This is a genomic window from Nitratidesulfovibrio sp. SRB-5, assembly GCF_019931275.1.
Classification (GTDB): Bacteria; Desulfobacterota; Desulfovibrionia; order Desulfovibrionales; family Desulfovibrionaceae; genus Cupidesulfovibrio.
On the sequence record NZ_JAIOTY010000001.1, the window covers coordinates 392,571 to 417,207 of the forward strand.

The 24,637-nt window shown below is 68.6% G+C and carries 19 protein-coding genes, 1 tRNA gene and 1 pseudogene; 10 read left to right on the top strand and 11 right to left on the bottom strand.

Features of this window, described 5'->3' with window-relative positions:
* Nucleotides 1-14: 14 nt before the first annotated feature.
* The 6 genes from K6142_RS01490 to K6142_RS01515 all read left to right on the top strand — a co-directional run bounded on the left by K6142_RS01490 (nt 15) and on the right by K6142_RS01515 (nt 8,744).
* A complete protein-coding gene (locus tag K6142_RS01490; RefSeq protein ID WP_223290345.1) occupies nt 15-1,526 on the top strand; it encodes a PAS domain-containing sensor histidine kinase in 1,512 nt (503 codons plus the stop codon).
* A gap of 476 nt (nt 1,527-2,002) precedes the next feature.
* Nucleotides 2,003-2,812 (top strand): HD-GYP domain-containing protein, encoded by an 810-nt coding sequence (locus K6142_RS01495; RefSeq protein WP_190244844.1) that lies wholly within the window; start codon nt 2,003-2,005, stop codon nt 2,810-2,812.
* A gap of 269 nt (nt 2,813-3,081) precedes the next feature.
* Nucleotides 3,082-3,540 (top strand): RrF2 family transcriptional regulator, encoded by a 459-nt coding sequence (locus K6142_RS01500; RefSeq protein WP_190244845.1) that lies wholly within the window; start codon nt 3,082-3,084, stop codon nt 3,538-3,540.
* A gap of 410 nt (nt 3,541-3,950) precedes the next feature.
* A complete protein-coding gene (locus K6142_RS01505; RefSeq protein ID WP_190244846.1) occupies nt 3,951-4,745 on the top strand; it encodes an RrF2 family transcriptional regulator in 795 nt (264 codons plus the stop codon).
* Between the two features lie 52 nt (nt 4,746-4,797).
* The gene (locus K6142_RS01510; RefSeq protein WP_223380727.1) at nt 4,798-7,398 is read left to right on the top strand and encodes a PAS domain S-box protein; all 2,601 of its coding nucleotides are present in this window, start codon (nt 4,798-4,800) and stop codon (nt 7,396-7,398) included.
* Nucleotides 7,395-8,744: a response regulator gene (locus K6142_RS01515; protein ID WP_190244259.1), complete on the top strand. Its 1,350-nt coding sequence runs from the start codon at nt 7,395-7,397 to the stop codon at nt 8,742-8,744. The genes K6142_RS01510 and K6142_RS01515 overlap by 4 nt, the downstream gene beginning before the upstream one ends.
* Here K6142_RS01515 and K6142_RS01520 read toward each other — a convergent pair.
* The 9 genes and pseudogenes from K6142_RS01520 to tmcD all read right to left on the bottom strand — a co-directional run bounded on the left by K6142_RS01520 (nt 8,741) and on the right by tmcD (nt 17,743).
* On the bottom strand, nt 8,741-10,822 hold the full coding sequence (locus tag K6142_RS01520) for a response regulator (RefSeq protein WP_190244258.1): 2,082 nt from the start codon (nt 10,820-10,822) through the stop codon (nt 8,741-8,743). The two genes, K6142_RS01515 and K6142_RS01520, sit on opposite strands and share 4 nt — an antisense overlap.
* 293 nt (nt 10,823-11,115) lie before the next feature.
* Nucleotides 11,116-11,511, bottom strand: coding sequence for a DVU0259 family response regulator domain-containing protein (divK, locus tag K6142_RS01525; RefSeq protein WP_190244263.1), 396 nt, complete (start codon nt 11,509-11,511; stop codon nt 11,116-11,118).
* Nucleotides 11,512-11,829: 318 nt separating this feature from the next.
* Nucleotides 11,830-12,084: pseudogene (locus K6142_RS01530) on the bottom strand (response regulator); the annotation flags it as partial.
* A gap of 115 nt (nt 12,085-12,199) precedes the next feature.
* The gene (locus K6142_RS01535; RefSeq protein WP_190244257.1) at nt 12,200-13,117 is read right to left on the bottom strand and encodes a universal stress protein; all 918 of its coding nucleotides are present in this window, start codon (nt 13,115-13,117) and stop codon (nt 12,200-12,202) included.
* Between the two features lie 5 nt (nt 13,118-13,122).
* On the bottom strand, nt 13,123-13,689 hold the full coding sequence (locus K6142_RS01540) for a hypothetical protein (RefSeq protein WP_190244256.1): 567 nt from the start codon (nt 13,687-13,689) through the stop codon (nt 13,123-13,125).
* A 100-nt stretch (nt 13,690-13,789) separates the two neighbouring features.
* The gene (tmcA, locus tag K6142_RS01545) at nt 13,790-14,254 is read right to left on the bottom strand and encodes an acidic tetraheme cytochrome c3 TmcA (protein WP_190244255.1); all 465 of its coding nucleotides are present in this window, start codon (nt 14,252-14,254) and stop codon (nt 13,790-13,792) included.
* A 20-nt stretch (nt 14,255-14,274) separates the two neighbouring features.
* Nucleotides 14,275-15,612, bottom strand: a complete 1,338-nt coding sequence (tmcB, locus tag K6142_RS01550; protein WP_190244254.1) for an electron transfer complex ferredoxin TmcB — start codon at nt 15,610-15,612, stop codon at nt 14,275-14,277.
* A 95-nt stretch (nt 15,613-15,707) separates the two neighbouring features.
* A complete protein-coding gene (gene tmcC / locus K6142_RS01555; RefSeq protein WP_190244253.1) occupies nt 15,708-16,367 on the bottom strand; it encodes a TmcC family electron transfer complex membrane anchor subunit in 660 nt (219 codons plus the stop codon).
* A 20-nt stretch (nt 16,368-16,387) separates the two neighbouring features.
* Nucleotides 16,388-17,743 (bottom strand): electron transfer complex subunit TmcD, encoded by a 1,356-nt coding sequence (gene tmcD / locus K6142_RS01560; protein ID WP_190244252.1) that lies wholly within the window; start codon nt 17,741-17,743, stop codon nt 16,388-16,390.
* Between the two features lie 629 nt (nt 17,744-18,372).
* Here tmcD and K6142_RS01565 point away from each other — a divergent pair.
* The 4 genes from K6142_RS01565 (at nt 18,373) to K6142_RS01580 (ending at nt 23,145) form a co-directional block, all read left to right on the top strand.
* Complete coding sequence (locus K6142_RS01565) at nt 18,373-19,779, top strand: outer membrane homotrimeric porin (protein WP_190244251.1); 1,407 nt, start codon at nt 18,373-18,375, stop codon at nt 19,777-19,779.
* A 520-nt stretch (nt 19,780-20,299) separates the two neighbouring features.
* On the top strand, nt 20,300-21,058 hold the full coding sequence (locus K6142_RS01570) for a hypothetical protein (RefSeq protein ID WP_190244250.1): 759 nt from the start codon (nt 20,300-20,302) through the stop codon (nt 21,056-21,058).
* Nucleotides 21,059-21,304: 246 nt separating this feature from the next.
* A complete protein-coding gene (locus K6142_RS01575; protein ID WP_190244249.1) occupies nt 21,305-22,306 on the top strand; it encodes a GlxA family transcriptional regulator in 1,002 nt (333 codons plus the stop codon).
* Between the two features lie 242 nt (nt 22,307-22,548).
* Entirely contained in the window at nt 22,549-23,145 is a 597-nt protein-coding gene (locus K6142_RS01580; protein ID WP_190244248.1) for a DJ-1/PfpI family protein, read from the top strand.
* Between the two features lie 123 nt (nt 23,146-23,268).
* On the opposite strand, the gene K6142_RS01585 is transcribed toward K6142_RS01580, so the two are convergent.
* Together K6142_RS01585 and K6142_RS01590 are read right to left on the bottom strand one after the other, a co-directional pair.
* Nucleotides 23,269-23,345 (bottom strand) — tRNA-Glu (locus K6142_RS01585).
* Nucleotides 23,346-23,574: 229 nt separating this feature from the next.
* Nucleotides 23,575-24,111: a DUF721 domain-containing protein gene (locus tag K6142_RS01590; protein ID WP_190244203.1), complete on the bottom strand. Its 537-nt coding sequence runs from the start codon at nt 24,109-24,111 to the stop codon at nt 23,575-23,577.
* Between the last annotated feature and the right edge of the window lie 526 nt (nt 24,112-24,637).

The window sequence follows — 24,637 nt, forward strand, 5'->3', positions numbered from 1 at the left end:
GGACACCCCCGGACATGCAGGCCGACGTCCGGACAGACGTGCGTCCCGAAGCCCGGCGCGACGCCGGACCGGCAGCCCCCCCCGGCGCGGGTCAGGCTGACCAAACGGACCAGGCGGACCAGGACGCATCACCGGCGCCGGACGGCCTGCCCCCCCGCCCGGCTGCCCTGTCGGGGCTGGCCGAGTGCGGCGAGGTGTCCATGCAGACGGTGCGCTACGCCGAGGACCTGGCGGCGCTCTACACCGTGGAACGGGCTCAGCGGGCGGAATTGCAGGCCGTCAACGAGCGCTTGAGCGCGGTCATCGACTCCATGGCCGATGGCATGCTTACTGTGGATGCGACGGGCGTGGCGGTTACCGTGAATACGGCGGCCTGCGCCATGCTGGAGCGTTCCCCGGCGGAACTGGAGGGCCGTCCGCTGCTGGAATTACTGGGCGAGGCGGGCGCGGCGGCGGTGTTGCCGCAGGGCGGGCACGGGGCAAGACTCCCCGGCGGGGGCGGTACCGAAGGTGTGTCCGGGCCGTACATGCGCGGACAGTATGTATCCGGACAGGACCTGTACGGGGCGCGGGTGGTGGAACTGGAACTGCCCTCGCCCGAAGGGCTGGCCCGGCGGGTCGTGCGGGTGGCCACATCGCCCATGCGCGACGGCGGGCGTGTGCTGGTGCTGCACGACATCAGCATGCAACGCCGGGTGCAGCACCTGAAGCAGGATTTTCTGGCCATCATTTCACACGAGATGCGCACCCCGCTCAACGGTATCCTTGGGTTGGGAGACGTGCTGCTGGACGAGGCGCGCCGCCGGGGCGATTCCGACGCCGAGGAACTGCTGGGCCACCTGTTGCAGGCAGCGCGGCGCATGCACGCCATGGTGCGCGAGGTGGTGCGCTTTGCCGAGGTGCAAGGCGGCCGCGTGGAGGCCGCGGATGCGCCCGTGGACATGTATTGGGTGCTGACCGGCGTGCTGGAAGAGCTTTCCGCCTTTGCAGCAGCCCACGGCGTGGTGCTGGGGCCGATGCCCATGGGGATGCCGGTGACGGTGCGCGGCAACGCCGGGCTGCTGCGCGAACTGTTCCTGCACGTGGTGCACAATGCCATTCGCTTCAACAGGCAGGGAGGCATGGTGACCTTGCGCTGCCGTCCGCCGCGCGGCATGGCCGGGCCAGGTGTGGCGAATGGGCCCGGCGGGCCAGACGGGCCAGCCGGCAAGGGGAGTCCGGATGTGCCGAGCGGGCAGGGCTGCGCGGTCCGCGAGGTGGTGGTGGAAGTGGCGGACACGGGCGTGGGCATCGGCGCGCAGGAGCGTGAGCGGGTGTTCGAAAGTTTTTATCAGGCGCAAGGGTACATGACGCGCAACCGCGAAGGATTGGGCATCGGGCTTACCTTGGCCCGGGCCATTGCCCGCCTGCACGGGGGAGAGGTGACCCTGGCCAGCGAGGTGGGCCGGGGAACGACGGTGTCGGTGCGTCTGCCTGCCTGCGTGGGCGTGTATGGCGCGTCCGTCCGGGAAACCTCGGCAGGGTGACGTTTGGGGCGCGGCCACGCGCATGGGTGCCCCCCGTGTGCCCGGGCCGTTCGCCCACTCCGGGACAGGACGGCGGATGGGGGTTTCGCCGTGCGGCCCACCTGCCCTGGAGTTGACCAACCCCCGACCCAGGTCGCGCCGGGTCCCGCGCGAGCGCATGCTCGAACCCGGCGCGGCCGCAGGGAAAGTGCGGAGCGATGCAGGGGGTGGCCCGGCGCGACCGTCATGGCTCGTAACGCCGGGTCCCGCGCGAGCGCATGCTCGAACCCGGCGCGGCCGCAGGGAAAGTGCGGAGCGATGCAGGGGGGTGGCCCGGCGCGACCATAGGGAAAAAGGCGAGTGGAGTGCATGGCCCGGCGCGGCCACGGGGAAGGCACGCGAAGAATGGCGCCGCACGTTGCGGTGCCATGGGAACGGCAGGAGGCATTCACCAACGCCCGGCCACGGAGACAGGGCGCACAGCGGGGGAGGACCGCATGACGCAGGACACCACGCACGATCCACGGCATCCCGAACGGAACCGCATTGCCGAGGAAGCGGAAGAGGCCTGCACGGCCATGGAGGAAACGCGCGAGCAATTGCGCCTGGCCCACGGGCAGTTGCGCGCCTTCGCCGACGATCTGGGGCGTACCGTGCTCGACCTGCGTGCCTCGCGCGCGGAACTGGAGCGCTCGTACCTCGACACGCTGAACAGGCTCACCCTGGCCGCCGCCTACAAGGACGACGACACCGGCGACCACATCCTGCGCATGGCCTTTTACAGCGAAGGCATCGCCGCCGCGCTGGGCATGCACGCCGACGGCCTGCGCGACATACGCGTGGCCGCGCCCATGCACGACGTGGGCAAGATCGGCACGCCCGACGCCATCCTGTTGAAGCCGGGCCGACTCACGCCGGAGGAATTCACGGTGATGCAGCAGCATGCCGTCATCGGCGAGAAGATACTGTCGGCCTCGTCGTCGCGGGTGGTGCGCATTGCCGCCACCATCGCGGGCACCCACCACGAGCGCTGGGACGGCAGCGGCTATCCGCGTGGCCTTTCGGGCGAAGGGATTCCGCTGGAGGGGCGCATCGTGGCCGTGGCCGACGTGTTCGACGCGCTGACCAGCAAGCGGCCCTACAAGCCCGCCTTCGAGCTGGACAAGGCCCTCGGCATCATGCGCGAAGGGCGGGGTACCCACTTCGATCCCGGGCCGCTGGACGCCTTTCTGGAAATCGCGAAAGACCTGTGGGCTGCGCGGGACGGGGTAAGCTCAACCCTGCGCACTGGCGAGCATGACGGGTGAATGTTCCCCCATGCGGACCGGGAAGGGCACCGGCAGATGGCACGCGGAGAACTGTTTCATGTGGTTTCCTTTCCGGAACACTGTTCCGGATTGAAAACATCCTGGATGGAAATGGTCAGATACAATAGTTCTCCGGTGTGCGCGCCGCAATGTCGGAGTGTGCCGATTCTGACTAATGGTGTTGAATGCCGTGCAGGCATGGTGTAGGTGTACCGCAGCGGACGGAGTGCAACATCGCGCGCCGCCGCAACGGGAGACCTTGAAACGGCATGAAGCTTACCGCCAGAACGCGCTATGCGGCACGGGTGCTGGTGGCTCTTGCGGTGCATGGCACCGAGGGGCCGCTGACCACCACCGCGCTGTCGCGCCACACGGACATCAGCGTCCAGTTCCTGGAGCAGATTCTCAAGGATCTGCGCCGCGCCGGGCTTACGGCCAGTGCGCGGGGAGCCATGGGCGGGCACCGGCTTGCGCTGCCACCCGCCAGGATATCACTGGGCACAGTGGTACGGCTCATGGAGGGCGGCATCCGCATCGCGGAGCACTGCGACCTGCCCGCCACCCCCGGCGACAGGCTGACCTGCCTCGGCTGGACACGCGCCGCCGATGCCGTGGAATCGGCGCTGGACTCGATCACCCTGGACGACCTGGCCAAGGGCCTGCCCGACCTGACGGACCACGACACGCCGCCTGACGGCACCACTCACGCCGACAGGCCGGGTGCCTGACCTGCCCCAGGGGCACGGCTTCCGTTCCTTTTCGCAGTATCCCCCTGCCGGACGCTTTTGCAGACAATGGCGCCCCGCCCGTACAGGCGAGGCGCCGTTTCATTTTCATGCAACAGGACGCGTGTGGTGCGGTGTGGCTTGATGTGTCCGTGTTGCGGCGCGCAATGTGGATTTTGAGCGTGGCAATCCGTTCAATCCGGATTGTCCTGATGTGGAGTGAATGCGTTAGTTGTGCGATGTTGTTGAATATACCATTTAGGTATGCTATGGTGCGACAGTGCGCATCAAGTGTCTGCCGTTACCCGCATGCATGCGGATGCGACGGCGACGACGTGCGCGCATGCGGCATGCACGGGCGTGTGGGGCCTGGTGAATGGCCGCGAGATGATCGTCAACCGAGGGGGCAGGTCATGCGACTGCTGACCAACAGCCGCTACGGCACGCGGATGATGCTGGACATCGCCCAGCACAGCCGCCTGGGGCCGGTGCTGATGCGCGACGTGGCGCGCAGGCTGGACGTATCGCAGAAGTATCTGGAAAAGATCAGCCGTTCGCTGAAGGAGGCGGGCCTGCTGATGAGCCAGCGCGGGCCCAACGGCGGACACCGGCTGGGCCGCGCACCCGATGAAATTTCAGTGGGCGACGTGGTGCGCGTGCTGGAAGGCGGGGCGGAAATGGTGGGCTGCGGCCGCGACGAGGAAAACTGCACCCATGCCCCAGGCTGCCTCACGCGCATGGTCTGGAAGGAGTGCAGCCGGGCCATGTTCGCCCGGCTGGACGCCATCACCTTCGGCGAACTGCTGCGCTATGTGGATCAGGGGGTGAAGTTCGGCGACTGGTGCCCCGGCACCGTGGACGAGCATCGTCACGAGGCGGAACGAGAGCTGCGCGCCCTGGGCGGGCTGGAGGAGCCGACTGGCATGGCGGGAGCGCAGACATTCGGCGGGCAGGCCACGACATGTTGCCCCGGCGATGCCGCGCCGATCACGCAGGCCGAGCCGATCGCACAGGCCGAGCCGATCGCACCGACGGTACCGGCCATGCCGATCACGCAGGACCCGCAGGCCGTGCCCGGGCCGCCCGGGCGGCGACGCGTATCGGAACCGTGCGAGCCGGAGGGTCCGGTGGAACCGGACGGGGCGGAGGATGCGGAATGGTCGGGCACCCCGCGCGTCTCCCGCACAAGGCCGATCCGCGTGCCCTGACCGTGGCGGCCCGGTGTGTGGGATGCGCGCGGCGGCAGCACGGGAGGTTGCCATGGCCGCAATGACCGCCGGGACGGGCGGCACGACATCCGGTGACAGGGGCCCGGACAGGGGCCCGGACAGGGGCTCGGACGGGGGCAAGGGGCCGGGTACGGGTTCGGGCGCCGATGCGGGCGCCTCGCCCGGTTCTGCCCCTGCCGCCCGCGCGGGAAGACCCGGCAAGCCGGGATGGGGCCGACGCCTGCGCGGCCTGCCGGGCGGCAGCCTGGCCGCCAAGGTGGTGGCGGGCAGCGGCGCGGCGCTGTTCCTGGGGGTGCTGGTGCTGTCGCTGGGCAGCATCCGCTACCAGCGCGAGCACCTGCACGACGAACTGGCCGCCGGGGGCGACCGCCTGGGCACCACCATCCGCCTGGGCGCGCGCTTCGCCATGATGCTGAACGCCCGCGACGAGATCAACCAGATCATCAGCGACGTGGCCCGCCAGAAGGACATCGTTTCCATCCGCATCTACAACAAGGAAGGCGTCATCAAGTTCTCGGGCGACCCGGACGAGGTGGAACGCCGCACCAACATCCGCGACGAGGCCTGCGCCGCCTGCCACCGCACGGCGGAACCGCGCAAGTGGCTGGCCCTGCGCGAGCGCACCCGCGTGTTCACCGACACGGATGGCCGTCGCCTGCTGGGCAGCCTTACCCCCATCATGAACGAACCCGGCTGTTCGGGCGAGCCCTGCCACTTCCACCCGGCGGACAAGCTGGTGCTGGGCGCGCTGGAAGTGGTGCTTTCGTTGCAGGACGCGGAGGCCGAAGTGCTGGCCTTCCAGACCCGGGTGGTCACCCTGGCGGCGGCGGTGTTCCTGCTGGGGGCCACGGCGGTGCATCTGTTCCTGCGGCGCTTTCTGACGCGGCCCGTGGCCCGGCTCATCGAGGGCACCCGCGCCGTGGCGCGCGGCGAGAAGGTGGACCTTTCCGACGTGCGCCAGCAAGACGAGATAGGCGAACTGGCCGGGGCCATCACCCGCATGGACCGCGACATCGCCCAGAAGCGGGCGGAACTGAACCGCCAGCGCGACGAGTACCAGCGGCTGTTCGATCAGGTGCCCTGCGCCATCACCGTGCAGGACAGGAACCTGCGGCTGCTGCGCTACAACCGCATGTTTCGCGAGAACTTCACGCCAAGGCCCGGCGATTTCTGCTTTCAGGCCTACAAGGGGCGCACCGGCAAGTGCCCCAACTGCGCCGTGGAAATGACCATGCAGACCGGCCTTGCCCATTGCAGCGAGGAAAGCGGCTTCCACACCGACGGCAGCCGGGCGCACTGGATCGTGCACACCTCGCCCGTGTTCGATGCGGAAGGGCGGGTGGTGGCGGCCATGGAAATGACCCTGGACATCACCGACCGCAAGGAACTGGAAGAAAAGCTGCGCCGCTCGGAACTGAAGTACCACGCCATCTTCAACCACATTCCCAGCGCCGTGTTCGTGCTGGACCAGCAGACCCTGGAGGTGGTGGACTGCAATTCCACGGCGGAAAAGGTGTACGGCTGGCCGCGCGAGGAAATGAAGGGCCGCTCGTTCCTGGACCTGTTCCCGCCGGACGAGCGCGAACGCTACGCCTCGCAGTTGCGGGCCTTCACCGTGCTGAACCGCGCCCGCAACGTGGCCCGCGACGGCAGGCCCTTTCACGTGGACATCATGCTGTCCCCGGCGGAATACCTGGCCCGGCAGGTGCTGCTGGTGACCACCACCGACATCACCGAACGGCTGGAGGCCGAGCAGAAGGTCATTCAGGCGGGCAAGATGGCCACCCTGGGCGAAATGGCCACGGGCGTTGCCCACGAACTGAACCAGCCGCTGACGGTCATCAAGACCGCCGGGGGCTTCCTGTTGCGCAAGGTGACGCGCGGCGAACTCATCGACCCGGAAATCCTGGCCACCATGGCCCGCGAGATCGACGGCCACGTGGACCGGGCCAGCCGCATCATCGGGCACATGCGCGACTTTGGCCGCCGCTCGGACCTGGCGCTGGAGCGGGTGGACGTGAACGCGGTGCTGCAAAGCGCCACGGAATTCTTCAGCCGCCAGCTGTCGCTGCGCGGCATCGACATCGACTGGCGGCTGGCCGAGCCGCTGCCCCCGGTCATGGCCGTGTCCAACCGGCTGGAGCAGGTGTTCATCAACCTGCTGCTCAACGCCCGCGACGCCATAGAGGAGCGCAGCGAGAAGGAGCCGGGCGCGCCGCGCCGCATCATCGTGGAAACGGTGGCCGACGACCGGCGGGTGACGGCGCGGGTGTGCGACACCGGCGGCGGCATACCTCCGGCGCTGCTGCCGCGCATCTTCGAGCCGTTCTTCACCACCAAGAAGGTGGGCAAGGGCACGGGGCTGGGGCTTTCCATCAGCTACGGACTGGTCAAGGAGTTCGGCGGGTCCATCCAGGCGTCCAACATGGCGGAGGGCGGGGCGTGCTTCACCCTGAACTTTCCGGTGACTTCCGGGGCCGTGGGCGCTGCCGGATCGGGGGGGACTGCGGGGGCAGGGGGCGACGCCCCGGGTAGGGCAGGAGGCGGGGCAGATGCGCCCGCCACCGCGCCGGGGCCGGACGGGACCGCTGACGGCACCCCCGCCGGGGGCGTGGGAGGGGACGCGGCATGAGCGTATCGTTGCCTTTGCCCCTGCTGTCCCTTCTGCCCCTTCTGTTGGTCGACGACGAGGAAGGCATCCGCACCGTGCTGGCGCTGCTGCTGGCCGACATGGGGTGCGCGGTGCGCACGGCGGCGTCAGGGGCGGAGGCGCTGGCCATGGTCCGCGCAGACCCGCCCGCCGTGGTGCTGACCGACGTGCGCATGCCCGGCATGGACGGCATGGACCTGCTGCGCGCGGTGAAGGCGGAATTTCCCGCCGTGGAGGTGCTGGTGCTGACCGGCCACGGGGACATGGAACTTGCCGTGTCCAGCCTGCGCTTCGGCGCGGGCGACTTCCTGACCAAGCCGGTGGCCCCGGAGGCGCTGGAAGTGGCGCTGGACCGCGCCCGCCAGCGCATGGCCCTGCGCGAGGCCCTGCGCCGCCATACCGAGGAACTGGAGCAACTGGTGGCCCAACGCACCCGCGAACTGCTGCACGCCGAGCGGCTGGCCGCCGTGGGCGAGACGGCGGCGGGCCTTGCCCACGCCATCAAGAACGTGGCGGGCGGACTGGAAGGGGCCATGTTCGTGCTGGAAAAGGGGTTGGAGCTGGACCGCCGCGATTATCTGGAACAGGGCTGGCGCATGGTGCGCGACGACGTGGCGCGGGTGCGCGACCTGGCCATGCGTTTGCTGGACATGGGCCGGGCGGCGGAACTTGCCCCGCGCCCGTGCGACCCGGATGGCCCCCTGCGCGACGTGGTTCGCCTGCTGGTCCCGCGCGCGGCGGCGGCAGGGGTTGCGCTGGTGGTTCAGGCCGGTGCCGGGCCGGAACCGGCCATGCTGGACCCGGACGCGGTGCACCGCTGCCTGATGGATCTGGTGGTCAACGCCATCGAGGCGTTCGAGGATGATGGCGGGACGGGTGCGTTGGCCGGTGGCCCGGCCAGTGCCCCAACGACTGTCGCGGCCCGGATGGATGCTGGCGGGCCGGAGGCGGGCGGGGGTGACCCTGATGCATCCCGCCGGGTGGTCCTGCGCAGCCGCCGGGTGGTGTTGCCCGAGCCTGCGGGCGCGGAAGGAGCGCCCGGCGGTGAGCTCGGGTCGGTCAGTGCAACCGGCATCGAATACGTGGTGGAGGACAACGGCCCCGGTTTTCCGGAACAGGCCAGACAGAGCGGACAGGCTGGACAGGAGCAGGGGAGCAATGCAGCCCCGGACGGCTTTGCCGCCTTCGTTTCCGCCAAGCCGGGCGGCAGCGGCGTGGGCCTCATGGCCACACGCAAGCTGGCCCGCGAAATGGGCGGCGAACTGGAGCTTGGCCCAGCATTACAGGGGCACGGCGTGCGGGCGGTGCTTCGGGTGCGCGTTGGCTAACCGCCGTTTTCCGTTCGCTCTTCCTCCGCCTCATCCCCACGCCTCACTGCCTCCGGCAGGCGGCGCGGCAGCGACACGGTGAAGGTGCTGCCCTCGCCGGGTTCGGATGCCACGGCAATGTGCCCGCCGTGCTGCCGCACCACCTGGCTGGCCACGAACAGGCCGATGCCCGTCCCGGCGGTGCCCTTGGACGAGAAGAACAGGGTGAACAGTTTTTCGCGGGTCTCGCGGTCCATGCCGGTGCCGTTGTCGATGATGGTGAAGGTCACCTCTTCCGGCGCGCCGCGCACCCGGAAGGTGACGGCGTGGTCCTGCTTGCGCCCGTCCGCCGCACAGGCTTCCACCCCGTTTTCCAGCAGGTTCACCAGCGCGGACGACAGCGCCCCGGTGTCCGCCTCGAAGGTGCCGAGGTCGGCGGTACCGCCGCTTCCCGACGATCCGGCCTGAGCCGTGCCCGTGGCCTCTCCGGCGTCCGTCGCCGTTTCCGCGTTCCCCGTGCTGTCTGCTTCCACCCCTGCCGCCGCCCCTGCTGCCGTAAAATCCCGCACAAAGCGCACCCCGCGTTCCGTGGCCTTGGCTTCCACCAGCATGGCCGTTTCCTCGGCAAAGGCGCGGGTGACCACCACTTCCCAGTTCAGTTCGCGGTTCTTGGCGTAGTACAGAAGGTCCAGCACCATCTTGCGCAGCCGGTCCACCAGGTGGCGGATGTCCTGGTGGCTGTCCTGCACCCGCGCCGCGTCGCCGCGCGCGATGCCGCTGCCCAGGCGGTACACCCCGCCGTCCAGCGCGGTGAGCAGCCCCTTGATGCCGTGCGCCGTGGAGCCCAGCAGCAGCCCCAGTTGCGAAAGCCGGTCCTGCAGGCGGCGCAGTTCGGTGATGTCCGTGGACATCTCCATGACCTCGGTGATGGCGCCCTCTGCGTCGCGCAGGGGGGCCGTCCACACCAGCACGTTCACCTGCCGCCCGTCGCGCGCGGTGACCACGGTTTCCGCCTGATGGGGTCGCCCGTCGTCAAAGGTGCGCCCGGCGGGGCAGCCGGAGCAGGGGGCCAGGCGGTGGGCAAAGGCGTCGTGGCAGCGGCGGCCTGTGGGGTCGCCGAAATCCTCGCGGTATCTGCGGTTGGCCTCCACCACGCCGAAGTCGCGGTCCATGACGGCCACGTAACAGGGCGATTCGTCGAACAACTGGCGGAAGCGTTCGCGGGTCAGGCGCAGGTCTTCGCGCAGGCGGCGCACCTCGGAGACGTCCACCGAAAGCTCCAGCACCAGTTCCACCTCGCCGTCGTTGCCGTAGATGGGCGCGGTGTTCACGATGACCGGAATTTCCTGTCCGTTCCTGCCCAGCAGCACCTCGTTGGAGCGGAACCCCTCGCCCGTCTCCAGCACGCGCATCACCGGGCACAGCCGGTCGCCGGGGCCGCGCCCGGCGTAGGCCTCCCAGCTGCGGCTGCCGATGCGGTGCCCCAGGCGTTCCTTGTACAGCTGGTTGGTGGAGACGATTTCGAGGTCGGCGTTGTGCACGGCCACGAAGCAGGGCAGTTCGTTGAACAGCCCGCCGTCGTCCAGCGCGCTGCACAGCGAACGGATGCCGCTGGCGATGCCGTCCATGACCTGCAACGCGGCCAGCTGGCGTTCCGCCTCCACCAGCCGGGCCGACTGGTCGCGCACCATCTGTTCCAGGTTTTCGGTGTACCCGCGCAGGCGCTGGCGCATGGATATGCGTTCCTCGGCGCGGCGCAGGGCCACTTCCAGCATGTCGTCGTTGACGGGCTTGGTGAGAAAGTCTGTGGCGTCGCGCTTCAGGCTCTGGATGGCCAGGTCCATGTCGCCGTGGCCGGTCAGCATGATGACCTCCACCTCCGGGTCGGCGGCCTTCAGGCGCTCCAGCAGGTCCAGCCCGGACAGGCCGGGCATCTTGATGTCGGTGAGCACGATGTCGGGCCTGTGCGCGGCAAAGCGGGCAAGGGCTTCTTCGCCGCTGGCGGCGGTGGTCACGTCGTAGCCCGCGTCGGCAAGCGAGATGCCGAGCACGGTGCGGATGCCTTCCTCGTCGTCCACCAGCAGGATCGATGCGCCCATGCGCGGCTCCTCGTGGTCCGGTGCGGGCCCGGCGCGCTCCGGATGCGGTTTCGCGGGGTGGTGAATCCCGTGCCGTACCCGGCGCGGCCATGGGGGGATGGGGGCGGCACGACAGGCGCGCTGTCGGAGGCCGCCCTGATGTCCCATTGTCCCACGCGGAGCCGCGCGCGGCAAGGGCGGGCCGTCGGAGAGGGTATTGCCCGCCCCGGTGCGGGGTGCCTTCTCTGGTGCGGGCCCGCCGCCGTCCACAAACCCGGCGGGCGCCTGCCCGCTGCTGGTGGGTTACTGGCGCGCTACTGGTGAGCTGCCGGCGCTTCCGCCGCCAGCTCGCCGCGTTTTTCCAGTGTGTCGCGGATGATTTCCAGCAGGCGGTTGGGGTCGAAGGGTTTCTTCAGCGAGGCCACGGCGTTGCGGATGGCCAGATGGATGCCCGACAGCCCGCTGATGACGATGACCGGGGTGTCGCGGAAGGCGTCTTCCCTGGTCATCTTGCGGTAGAAGCGCGGCCCCCACTCGTTGGGCATTTCCAGGTCCAGCGTCACGAGGTCGGGCCGCTCGCGCTTCAGCACTTCCAGCGCCTCGCTGCCGTCCGAGGCGGAGCAGGTGGCGTACCCGTTGTCGGAAAGGATATCCACCATGTACTTCACGATGTAGGGGTCGTCGTCCACGACCAGTATCTTGTACGGCATGCGCTCATTCTCCTTGGCGTCGTGCGTGGCGGCGCGCGGTGACGCCGTTGCCTGCCCTGTCTTCCGGGATATTCCGTCCGGGGTCGCCCCGGTTCCGTCCTGTTCCGCCCGTTCGGGCTGACCTGCCATTCCTGCCGTTCCGTTTCCGGTTCCGTTCAGCGCCCGGCGGGCCAGTTCCAGCAGCCTGTCCGGCCGGGGGGGCTTTTCCACGTAGGCGAACGGCTCGTTCATTTCCGTGCTTCCGCCCCCGTTCCGTCCACCGTCCCTGCCCCTGTCGGCGGCCTGGCACATGGACAGCCCGTGGGCAAAGGAGGCCCCGCCCACGCCGGACAGCATGATCACCGGCACGGAACGCAGGGCGGGGTCGGCCTGCATGGCGCGGTACATGGGCAGGCCCCCGCCGCCCGGCATCATCACGTCCAGCACCACCAGGTCCGGGCGTCGCTTGCGGGCCGTTTCCAACCCTTCCGCGCCGTTGCGGGCGGCCACGGCCTCGTGCCCGTCGGTTTCGAACAGGGCCTTCAGGAAGAACCGGAACGACAGGTCGTCGTCCACCACCAGCACCAGCGCCATGTCGTGCCCCGTGTTCTGTCGTCGCTCGTCGTGAACCGGTTACGCCCCGGCTGGCGGGGCAGCGTGGCCGCCGCCCCGTGCCGTCATCCTCCTGCCGTCAGCCCGCAGGCGGACGTCAGGCAACCCGCTCCTCATGCGTGACACTGGCCACCGGACAGGCGGAGCGCAGCACCACCTGTTCCACGGTGGAACCGATTTCCGCGTCCTCGGCGGGCACTTCCCTGGCGTGGTGGGCCATGACGATGAGGTCCGCCTTGCGGTCGCGGGCGTACTTCAGGATTTCCACGTAGGGCGTGCCTTCCCAGATTTCCACCTGGTAGTTGTCGTAGTCGGTCATCTTGCTCACGTACCTGTCCTGCATCTGCTTGCGCGCCCGTTCCAGCTGCCGCTCGATTTCTGCCTGGCTGGGGTACAGCCCCGAACCGCCAAGGTCGCAGGCGTGGAACAGGTACAGCTTGGCGCCCACCTCGCGCGCGGTCCTGTAGGCGAACTGGAAGGCCGCGTCGGCGGGCTTGGAGAAGTCGGTGCTGAACACGATGTTGGAGAACATGTGCCAGCAGGTGTTGCAGGGCCGGTTGACGATCAGCACCGGGCAGCGGGCGGACTTGGCCACCTTCTGCATGGTGTTGCCGATGATGGAGCGCACCCGCGAGGCGGCGGCGTCCTCGTCGCGCCCGTGTGCGCCCATGACGATCAGGTCCACCCCTTCCTGCCGGGCAAAGCGCAGGATTTCGGTGTGCGGAACCCCGACGGCCAGTTGCAGCGCGGCGTTGGGCGGGCCGAAGTCCTTGAACTGGGCCTCGTAGACGTGCTTCAGTTCTTCGGTGACCCATTCGCGGTAGTCCGCGTCGGCCACTTCTTCCTCGCCCGACTTCAGGTCGCGCACGTACTGGCCGAAGCCGCGCGTGGGCACCCCCAGCACGTGGAAGACGTACAGGCGCGCCTCGTTGCGCCGCGCCAGTTCGAAGGCCACCTTGGCCGCGTTGTCACATGCCGGAGAGGCCGACGTTGCAAAGAGGATCTTACCGAACATGGCGTTTACCTCCTCAGGCTACAGTGTCTGGCGCCGCCCTGGAAGCCGAGCTCCCAGGCGAGGCCCTCGATGACTTCGAACAGGCTGAAGGTGGTCTCGCAGTCGAGCACCCGCGTCCTGTCCCCGAAAACCACGTGTCGCAGGCCGCCCAGCGAGAGCGGCAGATCCAGAAGGGCGTCGAGCGGGATGAACCTGATTTCGTGTTCCGTTTCGCCGTCGCGGCCGCAGGGGCTGTTTGCCCCCGGCGCCAGCGCCCGCAAGGACAGGTAGATTTCCGCGCGCGGGCCGCCGGGGTAGCCGATGAGGTCCACCGTCTTGCGTAGGGCAAGGCCGGTCAGCCCCTCGGCCCGGCAGTCCGTGGCGGGGCAGCGGGCCGCGTCCGCCACGGCGGCGGGCAGGAACGGGCCAAGGCGTTGCAGTTCGGCGTGCCGGGTCAGCAGGGCGAAGAACGAGCGCAACGTGCAACCGGCGTCCAGCACCGCCGCCAGCCGCAGGCAGGGCAGCGGATCGGCGTGGGTGCTTCCGTCGGGGGCGCGGAGCGTTCCGTCGGGGGCAAGGTGCACGGTGTCCATGTGGTCTCCGGGATGTTCTCCGTCGGGGTGTTCTTCTTCCTGCGTGGCGCGGAATGCCGCAGGGGGCCGGTTACCGTTGTCACCGTCGCGCCATGGCGTTTCAGACCCTGGTGTGGCAGCCGCCGCAGGCCGTGGGGCCCTTGCCCTGTTCCCGGTGGCAGCCCATGCACTGGCGGTGGTAGGCGCGTTCCAGCGGCGTGCCCTTGCCGACCTTGCCAACCCCGCCTCCCCCGCCACCGTGGACGGCATGGCAGTCGGCGCAGGGGGTGCCCTCGGACGTGGCAGCCGTGGCGTCGCGCCGTCCGTCCTCGGTGGTGCCGTGGTGGCAGGTGCCGCATTCGTCGATCTTGGCCTTTTCGTTGTGCGTGTCATGCACGAACCGGGCGGCGGGGCGCGACTGCGGGGCCAGGGCCTCGGGCGCCAGAACCTTCATGTCTTCCTGCGCCGGGGCCATGGCCACGGGCGGCAGCAGCAGGAACAGCAGCGCGGCGGCAAGGATGGCCGCCACGATGGCCGGTTGCGTCGCAAGCCGTGGTGCCCGGGGCAGGGAACGTGGTGTCTTCATGGGGGTGCTCCTTGCCGTGCCTACGCGGCGCCGGGCTTTTCCATGCAGTCGTAGATCAGGTCGCCCAGGAACTTGGTGTGCATGCCGAGCTTGTAATGGTGGATGATGTCTTCCAGCCCGCCGTGGCAGTTGTGGCAGGGGGCCACCACCGTGTGCACGCCCGTGGCGGCAAGCTGGTCGGCCTTGGCCTTGTTGCCCGCCAGCCGCACGCCCTTGAAGGGCGGGCCGCAGTTGATCACCCCGCCGCCCGCGCAGCAGCACAGGTTATGTTCCCGCGTGGGGGACATTTCCACCACGTTGGAGCACAGGGCGTGGGTAACCTCGCGCAGCTTGTCCATCAGGCCTCGCCCGCGGATGATGTTGCACGGGTCGTGGATGGTCACCGGTTCTTCGAATTTCTTCGCCAGCCTGATCCTGCCCTCGGTCAGCAGTTCCCAGAAAAACTCCACGGAATGCACGATGGGCACGGGGTGGTTCTTCCAGCCCAGCCAGCGGTTGCCCACGTCATATACGGACCGGAAGGCGTGTCCGCACTCGCCCATGACGATGCGCCGCACCTTCAGCTTCTGGGCCATCTCGAAGTGGCAGCGCTTGAGCCGCCCCATCATTTCGTAGTCGCCGGTGAACATGCACATGTCGCTGTTGTCCCAGCCGGGTGACGAGGGCATGGTCCAGTCCACCCCGGCCTGGTCGAAGATCACCGCCGCCTGGTAGATGAGCTGGGTGCGGAACTTGGGTTCCGGCGCGATGACCGAGTACAGGAAATCCGCCCCTTCCTTGTCGAAGGGGATGCGCAGCGTGGGAATTTCGCCTCGCGCCTCGTCTTCCTGCCACACCAGGCTGTCGATCCACTCGTCGTCCTTGACCCACATCTGGTTCATGGTGCCGGAATGGCTGTGCGCGGTATCCTGGATGTACAGCGGCACCACGCCCAGGCGGTGGCAGATGCGCCGCACCAGGCTCATGACGTAGCCGGTGTCGATGCCCACGGGGCAGTAGTGCACGCAGCGGCGGCACAGGTTGCATTCCGTGTAGGCGATCTGGGCCATGCCGTAGATGTCGTCCGGGTCCACCCTGCCGCCGGTGCGCAGCAGCTTCCACATGGTCTGTTCCATCTTGCCCACGGGCGAGTAGGTGGGGTCGCCGTCGTGCGAGATGCAGTAGTGGCAGGCGTCGGCGCACATGCCGCAGCGCATGCAGGTTTCATGGTAGACGGCCAGGCGCGCCCCGGCCTCGCCCCTGGTCACCGCCTTGACCACGCGTTCGATGCGTTCGCGCGTCAGCGCGGCCACGCCCCGCACGAGGTTGGCGTCTTCTATGCGGCGTTCCGCGATGCCCGAGAATTCCGTTGCGCTCATGTGGTTGTCTCCCGTGGGATGGCGCCATGCGCCCTTCCGATGAATCCGTCCGGTCCGTTCTGCCTGCTCTTTCCCGTGCTGCCCCGTGGCCCCGCCTACCAGTCGGGGCAGTGGCGCACCCCGCCGAACTCAGAGCCCATGTAGGCCCGCGTGAAGGGCGAGAAGATGGCGTGCGACAGCCGGGTGAAGGGCAGGGCCATCAGCGTGGCCTCGCCCGACAGCACGTGCAGGGTGGACAGCAGCAGGTTGTCGCCGATCTGCTGCTTGGCCAGAAAGGCGGTGACGCACGGCACGGCCACCAGTGCCAGCACCAGCCAGTCCATGGGCCGGGTGACGAAGCGGACGACGGGAAGTTGCAGGCGTCGCCATGCAAAGAACCCGCACAGCAGGATGACCAGCACGGTCAGGGTGTCGGCCATCCCTTCTGGTAGCGACCAGACATTGATGCCGAAGGCGTAATCCCACAGCACCGCGTGCCCCGGCGCAAAGAGCAGCAGCAGGCCGAGCGCGGTGTGAAAGGCAAAGGTGGCCACGGTGACGGCGGGGTTGGCCCGCCAGCCCAGGGTGGCGAACGGGGTTGCCCAGTGCGCCATGGAGCGCGCGGCATGGCGCACGTCCATGTAGGCCACGGCGTTCATGTCTTTCTTGCGGGCCAGCGCCCACATGGACGCCAGGCGCCAGGCCGACCCGCCCAGAAACACGGCCCAGGCAACCCAGGCCAGGGGCCCCACGGCGAAATTGTACAGTTGCTGCATCGCTGTGCCTCCGCTGGCCATCAGGCCCTGAAGTCTTCTGGGGTGGCCACCCACCGTTCGCACGCCCCGCCCCGGATGCCCCGCAACAGCACGGTGCCGGGCGGACAGCCGGAATCGGCAGGGCCGAACACCGGGTTCCACGCCGTGGTGAAGCCATCGCGCCACGGGCGGCCATCCAGCAGCACCGTTTCACGGCCCGCTTCACGCACCCGCACCGCCACGTGCCGACCGCAAGGGCTGAACACGGGCCGCCAGGCCATGTCCCACTTGCCGGGCCAGGGCACTCCGTCCACCACCACCTGCCAGGCGGCGTTGTCGTTGCTGGCCAGGGCCGCGGCGCGGGTGCCGTCGGGCGACAGGACAAGGTCGGTGATCACCGGCGCGGTGAACGGCCAGGGCGCAGCATCGCGGGCCACGGTGAAGCTGCCGTACCGGGGGGCCACGATGGCCCACAGGTGCCGCCCGTCGGGGCTCCAGGCGGGCGACCAGCACTGGAAGAAGCGCGCCTCCCACAGCAGGGTGCCGTCCAGGGCCATGCCCCATCGGCCATCCTTGCGCACCGGGGCGGCCACCGCGCCGGTGGCCGGGTCGAAGCACGGCTCCCACACGCAGGGGAAGGTGGCGGGCCACAACGTGCCGTTGACGGCCACGGAGTATTCGGCATGGGTAAGGCGCACCTGCGCGGCCACCCGGTCGTTGCGGTTGTCGAACACCGGGGTCCACACGTTCATGAAGTTGTGGCCCCATGCCTCACCATCCACGGCCACGCTGTACACGCCCCGCACGAAGGTCTCTATGTCGGCCTGGCCCAGCGGCACGGTCTGCACCACGGCGGCGGTGCGGCGACCATCGGGGCTGATGGCGAAATTGTTGGCGTTTTCGTACAGCGTTTCCCAGGGCTCGCCGTCCATGATCATGCCGTAGCGCATGTCCTGCTGCACGGCGGCAATCACCCTTCCGGCGGGGCCGTGCAGCAGCGACCAGATGAACCCGTAGGTTTCCGGCCACGGTTCGCCGTCCACGGCCACGGTCCATTCCCCGTCCTGCTGGACGATGGCGACCAGCCGCCCGTCGGGCAGGAAGCGCGGCGACCACACCTTGTCGAATCCCGCGTCCCAGACTCCGTCGTCCACCCGCATGGTGAAACTGTCGTCCTCTTGCCGGACCACGGCGGCCACGTGCATGCCGTCGTGCGACATGAGCGGTTCTTCCTGCCATTGGTGGCCGGGCAGCGGCGCGAGGGACGGCGCGATGACCCGCCTGCCCGGCTCCCACTGGCCGGGGCCGGGCTGCGGAAGCCCCGTTGCGGCGTGCGCGGCGGGCGGCGCTTCCGGCTGGCCGTGGGCCGCTTGCGGGGTTGCGGTGGGTGTGGACATGCGAACCTCCTGTTCTGCGCTCCTCATTGTTGCGATGAGCGCAGGAGAATGATCGTTGCTTCGTATTGCAGCGTCGCTAATGCGAATGTGTTTGAAGGATATGTAACACAGGAAAGACTACCGTGGAAGTGGTGTTGCGAAAAATAGTAGTATACTTGCGTGGTAGATTTGATTGTCTACTGCAATGGTATAGTTGAAATGCAACTATGGCGGTAGAGAATATGTGTTGCGCAGTGTGTGTCATGCGGCAACATGGGTGGGGTAATTGCTGTGGCGTGACCGGCGGCGTGTCGATGTGAACCAAAGTGTTTCACAGGTGTGCCGGAATCGGAAAATCGCCACTGGGGCGGGCGAGGGGAAAGGCCGCCCTTGCGGGCATGTGCGGCAGGCCTTTTGTGGCGTCAGGCAGTGTGTCTGCCGGGGGGCTGCGCCAGGAGTCGGGTGCGCAGGCGGGAAAGGTGCGCCGACGAGGAAGCTAAATATTGCGACTATGAGATTGACTATGAAAATCGTTTTCAGTATCTAACGCGGAAACGTCCGCCGTACCCCTGCGCGGCGCGGCGTTGCACGGGGCTGCGCGGCGCCATTGCCGTCCGGTCCGTACATATTCCTGCAAGGAAGGAGGAAGCATGAAACGTTTGATCACGCTGCTGTTGGGCGCGGCGCTGCTGTGCGGCGCGGTGTCTCCGGCAAGCGCCGCCACCATCGAGGCCAAGGGCGAATGGGCCTTCGACTTCTCGTGGACCGATGGCATGAATTACCGTTCCGCCAGCGACGGCGGCGACAGCGAAGACGATTTCGCGGCCCACCAGCGGCTGCGCACCCAGATCGACATCATCGCCAGCGAATCGCTGCGCGGCGTGGTGTTTCTGGAAATGGGCACCACCACATGGGGCCAGGAAGACGGCGCGCTGGGTTCCGACGGCAGGTCGGTGAAGGTGCGCCGGTCGTACATCGACTGGACCGTGCCCAATACCGAACTGAAGGTCCGCATGGGCCTGCAGGGCATGGATCTGCCCGGTGCCACCTTTGGCGCCAACCCGGTGCTGAGCGATGAAGACGTGGCCGCCCTGGTGCTGAGCCATGCCATCACCGAAAACGTGGGCCTCACCGCCTTCTGGGCGCGTCCCTATGACAACAATTCCGGCAACTCCGCCGCCGACGGCAACGACTTCGACGAAGTGGACCTGTTCGGCCTGACCGCGCCGGTGACCCTGGACGGCGTCAGCGTGACCCCGTACGTCATGTACGCCTCCGTGGGCAAGAACGTGGACGGCACCGACACCGAATCGTGGGAAACCTTCCAGGATGGCATGCAGAGCCTGGGTGAACGCACCGGCATGACCGGCGATGACACCACCATCCACAATGCGTGGTGGGGCGGCGTGGCCCTGGAGGTGTCGCTGTTCGATCCCTTTGCCCTGAAGATGGACTTCACCTACGGCAGCAAGGACGCCGACGAAGACTACGCCACCCGCGAAGGCTGGCTGGTTTCGGGCATGGTCGAGTACAAGACGGAATCCGCCACCCCCGGCGTGTTCGCCTGGTACGGCAGCGGTGAAGACGACGACCTCGACAACGGCTCCGAGCGCATGCCTTCGGTGTCGCCCAACGCATGGGCGCCCACCAGCTTCGGCTTCCCCGGCTCCGCCTTCAACCAGGACAGCCAGTTCGCCCTCAATGGCGCGGGCCTGTGGGGCATCGGCGTGCAGGTGGCGGACATCTCGTTCGTCGAAAACCTCTCGCACCTCGTCCGCGTGGCCTACATGCGCGGCACCAACGATTCCGAACTGGTGAAGGATACCGCCGGGCTGGCTGGCGAACTGGCCCCGGCACAGGGCGGCGTGTTCCTGACCGACAAGGACAGCGCCTGGGAAGTGAACTTCGACCACACCTACCGGATCTACGAAAACCTCACCTTCATCCTTGAAATGGGCTACATCCGCCTGGATCTGGACGAAGATGTCTGGGGTGCCGACGGCAAGGACCTGAACGCCGCCAAGAAGCTGACCTTCAATCTGGTGTACGAGTTCTAGCCGTATCGTCCGGCGGTTGCGCGGCGTGACCGACGCAGGGCGCCGACCGCAGGGACGATGGGCCGCACCGGCAGTGCCGGGCGCGCAAGGTAATGGGGGCATGGCCTTTGGGTCATGCCCCCTTCGCGTTTGCCCTCTTCGTGTTCGCCGCTGCGACGGCAATTGTTCGGCTGGTGGTGTGTCGCATTTTTCAGATGGTGTGACGCTGCATTTGACGGATGCGCGCGGACCGTGAGAAGGGCTGCTATTATATGCCACTGGAGCGGCATCGCAATATAATTGCGGTGTACAATGCGGAAAACTGCGTGCTATGCGGAAATGGATGGTCATGGACAGGGTGTGTCGATCGCCGCGATGTGTGGTTTGCGACATTCTGTCGGCGTGTTGCCCGATGCAGGCTGATGCGTGCCGATGCATTTCGGCATGTGCCTGTGCGCTGCGGGTTGTGCGTTTTCGGCATGTTTGCCGCATTTGGCGGCGGGGTGTCATGCATTCCGCCCTTCGCAAAAGGTGCACCCCCATGCCCATCGACGGCTGGCTCGAAGCGTTGCCCGGACAGGATGACCGCACCGTGAACCGCGATGTGACGGATGACGTCGTCCTGTTCGCCGGTCGCGACCACCCGCTGCTTTCCTCCCGCACGGTGCGCCACCATGTCTCCCGGCTCAGCGCGCATCTGCTTGGCGGTGAAGCTCCGGGAGCCCCGAACCTCATGGACGACGGGCTGCGCCGCGCGCTCATCGGCTATTCCCTGTACACCCGCCAGCTGGACATGGTGCAGGACCGCGCCACAAAGCACATCTGCCGCGACGGATGCGAGCGCCCCCCGCTGGGCTGCTGCAACCGCAGCCACAACGTGGTGTTCAGCCTGTCGGACATCATGATGCAGTCGCCTACGGGACTTGCCCTGCGCATGGGCGATGCGCTGGCCCGCCTTCAGGCCGCAGAGGGCTCCCACCACTCCCACGGCGCCCCCACGGGCGAGCGGGGCTGCCCGTACCTGACGGCCACCGGCTGCACGCTGTATCTCTTCAAGTCGCCGCTGTGCGTGCACTACCTGTGCCCCACGGTGGCCGACGCCCTGAACGCCGCGCACGGCCCCGAGGCCGCGCCTTTTGTGGAGGGCATGCGCCGGGCGGCACGTCGGCAGATAGAACGCAGCACGGACTTCATGGAACCCGGCCTGATCGAGGCGGCGGTAAGGATGTTCGCCACGCGCGGCGGGGCGGGAAGTGGTGCGGCGGGCTGGCCGGACGGCGGGGCAAGCGGCAACGCCTGAGGCAGGCGGACTTCCTGAAGGGGGCGTCATCGGCGGCACTGCCCGGCTCCGTGCCGGGCGCTGTTGCGTGGTCGTTTTTGGCAGAAAGTGCATGATGCGGGACATTGCCGCCATGGCAGGGGGGCGGTAGACTGTTCCGGTCAGGTGATCGGGTGCCCGTTTCGGCCCTTGCCCCCTGCTGCCCAGTTACCGATTGCCATTCCCAATCGGGCCGTTCGCCTGCCGTCCCCCCCCCGTGAGGTTCCCATGCCGCAGTCCGCACGCCATATCGTGTTCGCTCTCTACCCCGGTTTCGTGGGGCTGGACCTTGCCGGTCCACTCGACGTGTTTTCCTGCGCGGCTCGGCTGGCCGAGCGGCAGGGCCGCCCAGCGCCGTACCGTTGCCATTTCGTGGCGCGTGCGCTGGGGCCGGTGGTTTCGTCGTCGGGGCTTTCCGTGCTGGCTGACACCACGCCCGATGCCTTTGACGCAGCCGTTGCCGGTCCGGGTTCCCCCGCTCCGCACACCCTGGTGGTGCCCGGCGGCGTGACGCCGGGGCGGGAAGGGGACGACCCGGAACTGCGCGCCATGGTGGCCGGGCTGGCCGCGCGGGCGCGCCGGGTGGTTTCCGTCTGCACCGGCGCCTTGCTGCTGGCCGCCTGCGGTCTGCTGGATGGTCGGCGGGCCACCACCCACTGGCAGGCCTGCGCCCGGCTGGCCGCCGCCTATCCGGCGGTGCGGGTGGAGCCGGACGCCATCTTCGTGCGGGACGGCGGCGTGGTGACCAGCGCCGGGGTGACGGCGGGCATCGACCTGGCCCTGCATCTTGTGGAAGAGGACCTTGGCCCGGCCACGGCCATGGAGGTGGCCCGGCTGCTGGTGGTGTACCGGCGGCGGGTGGGCAACCAGAGCCAGTTCAGCGCGCCGCTGCGGGCACAGGCGCGGGCCGGGGCGCGATTCGGCCCGCTGCACGTCTGGATGGAGGCGCGCCTGGGCGAGGACCTTGGCGTGGAGCGTCTGGCCGGGCAGGCCCACATGAGTCCGCGCCACTTCGCGCGGGTGTTTCCGCAAGAGACGGGCATGAGCCCGGCGCGCTACGTGGAGCAGTTGCGGTTGGACAGGGCGCGCGAGCTGCTGGAATCGGGCGAATCGCACATGCAGACCGTGGCCATTGCCGCCGGATTCGGCAGCGAGGAGCGGCTGCGCAGGGCCTTTCAGCGGCGCATGGGGGTGACGCCCAGCCAGTATCTGGAGCATTTCAGCGGCTGACGCGGCGCGCCGGGGCGGAGCGCACGTCGATTGCCCGGTGGCGCATGACGCCCCGCGGTTTCGCCATGGCGCGAACTGCGGGGCGTGTGTCGTTGTGGCGGGCTGGCGCGCGGGTGCATGCTGGGGTGGTCCGCCGGGCAGTCCGGCTGCGCAGGGCGGACGTCGGGCACGGCCCGGCACACCACGAACCGCGTCAACCGCGACAGCCGCGACAACCGCGACAACCACAACAGGGAGCACCCATGACCACGTACGGCCTGTACATCTACGAACAGGTGGCGGAGCAGGATTTCGTCGGCCCGCAACAGGTGTTTGCCGCATCCCGGCACATTTCGGGCGGCAACGACACTATCGTGACCATCGCCGCGCGGCCCGGCCCGCTGCGGGGGGCCAGCGGCCTGCGCATGATCCCCGACCACACCTTTGCCGACGCGCCCCCGCTGGACGTGCTGGTGCTGCCCGGCACCGCCGATGTCACCCGTCACGCCCTGTCCGACCCCGGCCTGATGGAATGGGTGACGGCACAGGCCGCCACGGCGCGCTGGGTGACGGCAGTGTGCACCGGCACGCTGATCCTGCACGCGGCGGGCCTGCTGCGCGGGCGCAGGGCCACCACCCACTGGGCCTATGCAGAGGAACTGGGCCGCGACCCGCAACTGACCCTGCTGCCGGACATGCGCTACGTGCGCGACGGCAACATCGTCACCTCGCAGGGGGTGTCGGCGGGCATAGACATGGCCCTGTGGCTGGTGGGGCAGATTCATGACCCGGACCACGCCCGCGCCGTGCGCAGGCTGATCCAGTACGACCCGGCCCCGCCGTACACGGCGGAAGTGTAGGGGATGCCGAGGCGACCGGTCGCAGTGCGGTCGCCATGGGAAAGGCGGCGCGGACAGCAACGGCTGGCGCGCCGAGGCAACGGAAAAAGGCGTACGCGGTTGCGTACGCCTTTTGGCTTGCGGTGGCGTCCCCAAGGGGATTTGAACCCCTGTCGACGGCGTGAAAGGCCGTTGTCCTGGGCCAGCTAGACGATGGGGACACCCTGTGCGCCTTGCAGCGCGGAAGAGACGGATACTCCGAAGGCGCGGTGCGCGTCAAGCGAAAAAGATGGTGGCGCGGCAAGAGAATGCGGAGCGGGTGGCGGAAGGGGCACTTCCTGCCGCCGGTGCGGTCCCGTTCCGTTCCGGGTGTCCGCCGTGCCCGGCCTGCCCACCCTATCGGCTGGGTCTGCCCGGCCCGTCCTATCTGTTGGTCCGGCCAGGTCCGTCCTATCTGTTGGGGCGGTCAAGTCCGCCCTGCCTGTGGGTTCCGTTCCGCCCGGCGGCCCCGCCCGGCTTCGCGGCGGCATCCCCGATCTCGCGGAACATGCGCACGTAGCTGGCATAGGCGCGGCCCACGGGCGATTCCGGGTCGAAGGCGCCCAGCAGCCCGCCCAGATTGTCCGGCCTGGGGGGCACGCGCGGCGGGGGCGCGCTGCGCTCCACGCGCACCTCGTCCAGCGGGGTGCGGCGTTGCAGCAGGTGCACCTCCACCCGTTCGAAGTACGGCCCGTCGGACACGTCGTCCATGAAGGCGTTGACCCGCTCCAGGATTTCCGGCGTCAGGAAGGTCAGGTCCTGCATGGCCATGTTGTCCTCCGCCCCCACCAGCAGGATGCGCTTGCGGTGGCCCAGCGGGTAGGCCAGCACGGCGATGTCCGTGCCCATGACCATGTCCCAGTTCTCCCACAGGCGCACGAGGCGCATCCGCTCCGGTGCGCCGCGCCGTTCCAGAAAGCCGCGCAGGGCCTCGCCGATGGTCTTCACGACGACCTCCGGCGGGAGCCCGCCGTGCCCGCTGCGCCCTTGGTGAGGGACGCGCGGGACGCGCGGGTTGCGTGAGGATAGCAGGGAAAGCTGATCGTCATGGGCGCGGTGTAGCACGTCCGGCCCGGAAACGCACCGGGCGCGAAAGGGGGGTGGCCGGTGCGGCATGAAGGGAGGCGACCAGATGCTTCGTCCCGGCCATGCGTTGCCGCAACGCAAACGCCACATGCGCCAGCGCGTGGTGAAAACACTGAAACCGCCACATGTTACGGAAACGTGACGCCGCCGTAACCTGATCTTCGTCCGCGTGCCCCATGAATACGCCAGCCGCCGGGGAGGGTGGCGCGCCCCGATCGTCGTACGTGCGTCTGCCGTGCGAGCGCCTGGCCGACACCTGCCGACGGGCGGATGCGGAGCGCCCGGACGCAGTGCATTCCACAGGACGGGGGCCGCCCGGGGGGGCGCCGTTGCGCGCGCCTCGCGCACGTCCCGCCTTGCGTTCCCCGCCCCGGCCCGCATCCACGCC

What these genes read in the sequence shown, in the direction of transcription:
- K6142_RS01490 (WP_223290345.1), top strand. Translation starts at nt 15, where the DNA reads ATGCAGGCCGACGTCCGGACAGACGTGCGTCCCGAAGCCCGGCGCGAC.
- K6142_RS01495 (WP_190244844.1), top strand. Translation starts at nt 2,003, where the DNA reads ATGACGCAGGACACCACGCACGATCCACGGCATCCCGAACGGAACCGC.
- K6142_RS01500 (WP_190244845.1), top strand. Translation starts at nt 3,082, where the DNA reads ATGAAGCTTACCGCCAGAACGCGCTATGCGGCACGGGTGCTGGTGGCT.
- K6142_RS01505 (WP_190244846.1), top strand. Translation starts at nt 3,951, where the DNA reads ATGCGACTGCTGACCAACAGCCGCTACGGCACGCGGATGATGCTGGAC.
- K6142_RS01510 (WP_223380727.1), top strand. Translation starts at nt 4,798, where the DNA reads ATGGCCGCAATGACCGCCGGGACGGGCGGCACGACATCCGGTGACAGG.
- K6142_RS01515 (WP_190244259.1), top strand. Translation starts at nt 7,395, where the DNA reads ATGAGCGTATCGTTGCCTTTGCCCCTGCTGTCCCTTCTGCCCCTTCTG.
- K6142_RS01520 (WP_190244258.1), bottom strand. Translation starts at nt 10,822, where the DNA reads ATGGGCGCATCGATCCTGCTGGTGGACGACGAGGAAGGCATCCGCACC.
- divK (WP_190244263.1), bottom strand. Translation starts at nt 11,511, where the DNA reads ATGCCGTACAAGATACTGGTCGTGGACGACGACCCCTACATCGTGAAG.
- K6142_RS01535 (WP_190244257.1), bottom strand. Translation starts at nt 13,117, where the DNA reads ATGTTCGGTAAGATCCTCTTTGCAACGTCGGCCTCTCCGGCATGTGAC.
- K6142_RS01540 (WP_190244256.1), bottom strand. Translation starts at nt 13,689, where the DNA reads ATGGACACCGTGCACCTTGCCCCCGACGGAACGCTCCGCGCCCCCGAC.
- tmcA (WP_190244255.1), bottom strand. Translation starts at nt 14,254, where the DNA reads ATGAAGACACCACGTTCCCTGCCCCGGGCACCACGGCTTGCGACGCAA.
- tmcB (WP_190244254.1), bottom strand. Translation starts at nt 15,612, where the DNA reads ATGAGCGCAACGGAATTCTCGGGCATCGCGGAACGCCGCATAGAAGAC.
- tmcC (WP_190244253.1), bottom strand. Translation starts at nt 16,367, where the DNA reads ATGCAGCAACTGTACAATTTCGCCGTGGGGCCCCTGGCCTGGGTTGCC.
- tmcD (WP_190244252.1), bottom strand. Translation starts at nt 17,743, where the DNA reads ATGTCCACACCCACCGCAACCCCGCAAGCGGCCCACGGCCAGCCGGAA.
- K6142_RS01565 (WP_190244251.1), top strand. Translation starts at nt 18,373, where the DNA reads ATGAAACGTTTGATCACGCTGCTGTTGGGCGCGGCGCTGCTGTGCGGC.
- K6142_RS01570 (WP_190244250.1), top strand. Translation starts at nt 20,300, where the DNA reads ATGCCCATCGACGGCTGGCTCGAAGCGTTGCCCGGACAGGATGACCGC.
- K6142_RS01575 (WP_190244249.1), top strand. Translation starts at nt 21,305, where the DNA reads ATGCCGCAGTCCGCACGCCATATCGTGTTCGCTCTCTACCCCGGTTTC.
- K6142_RS01580 (WP_190244248.1), top strand. Translation starts at nt 22,549, where the DNA reads ATGACCACGTACGGCCTGTACATCTACGAACAGGTGGCGGAGCAGGAT.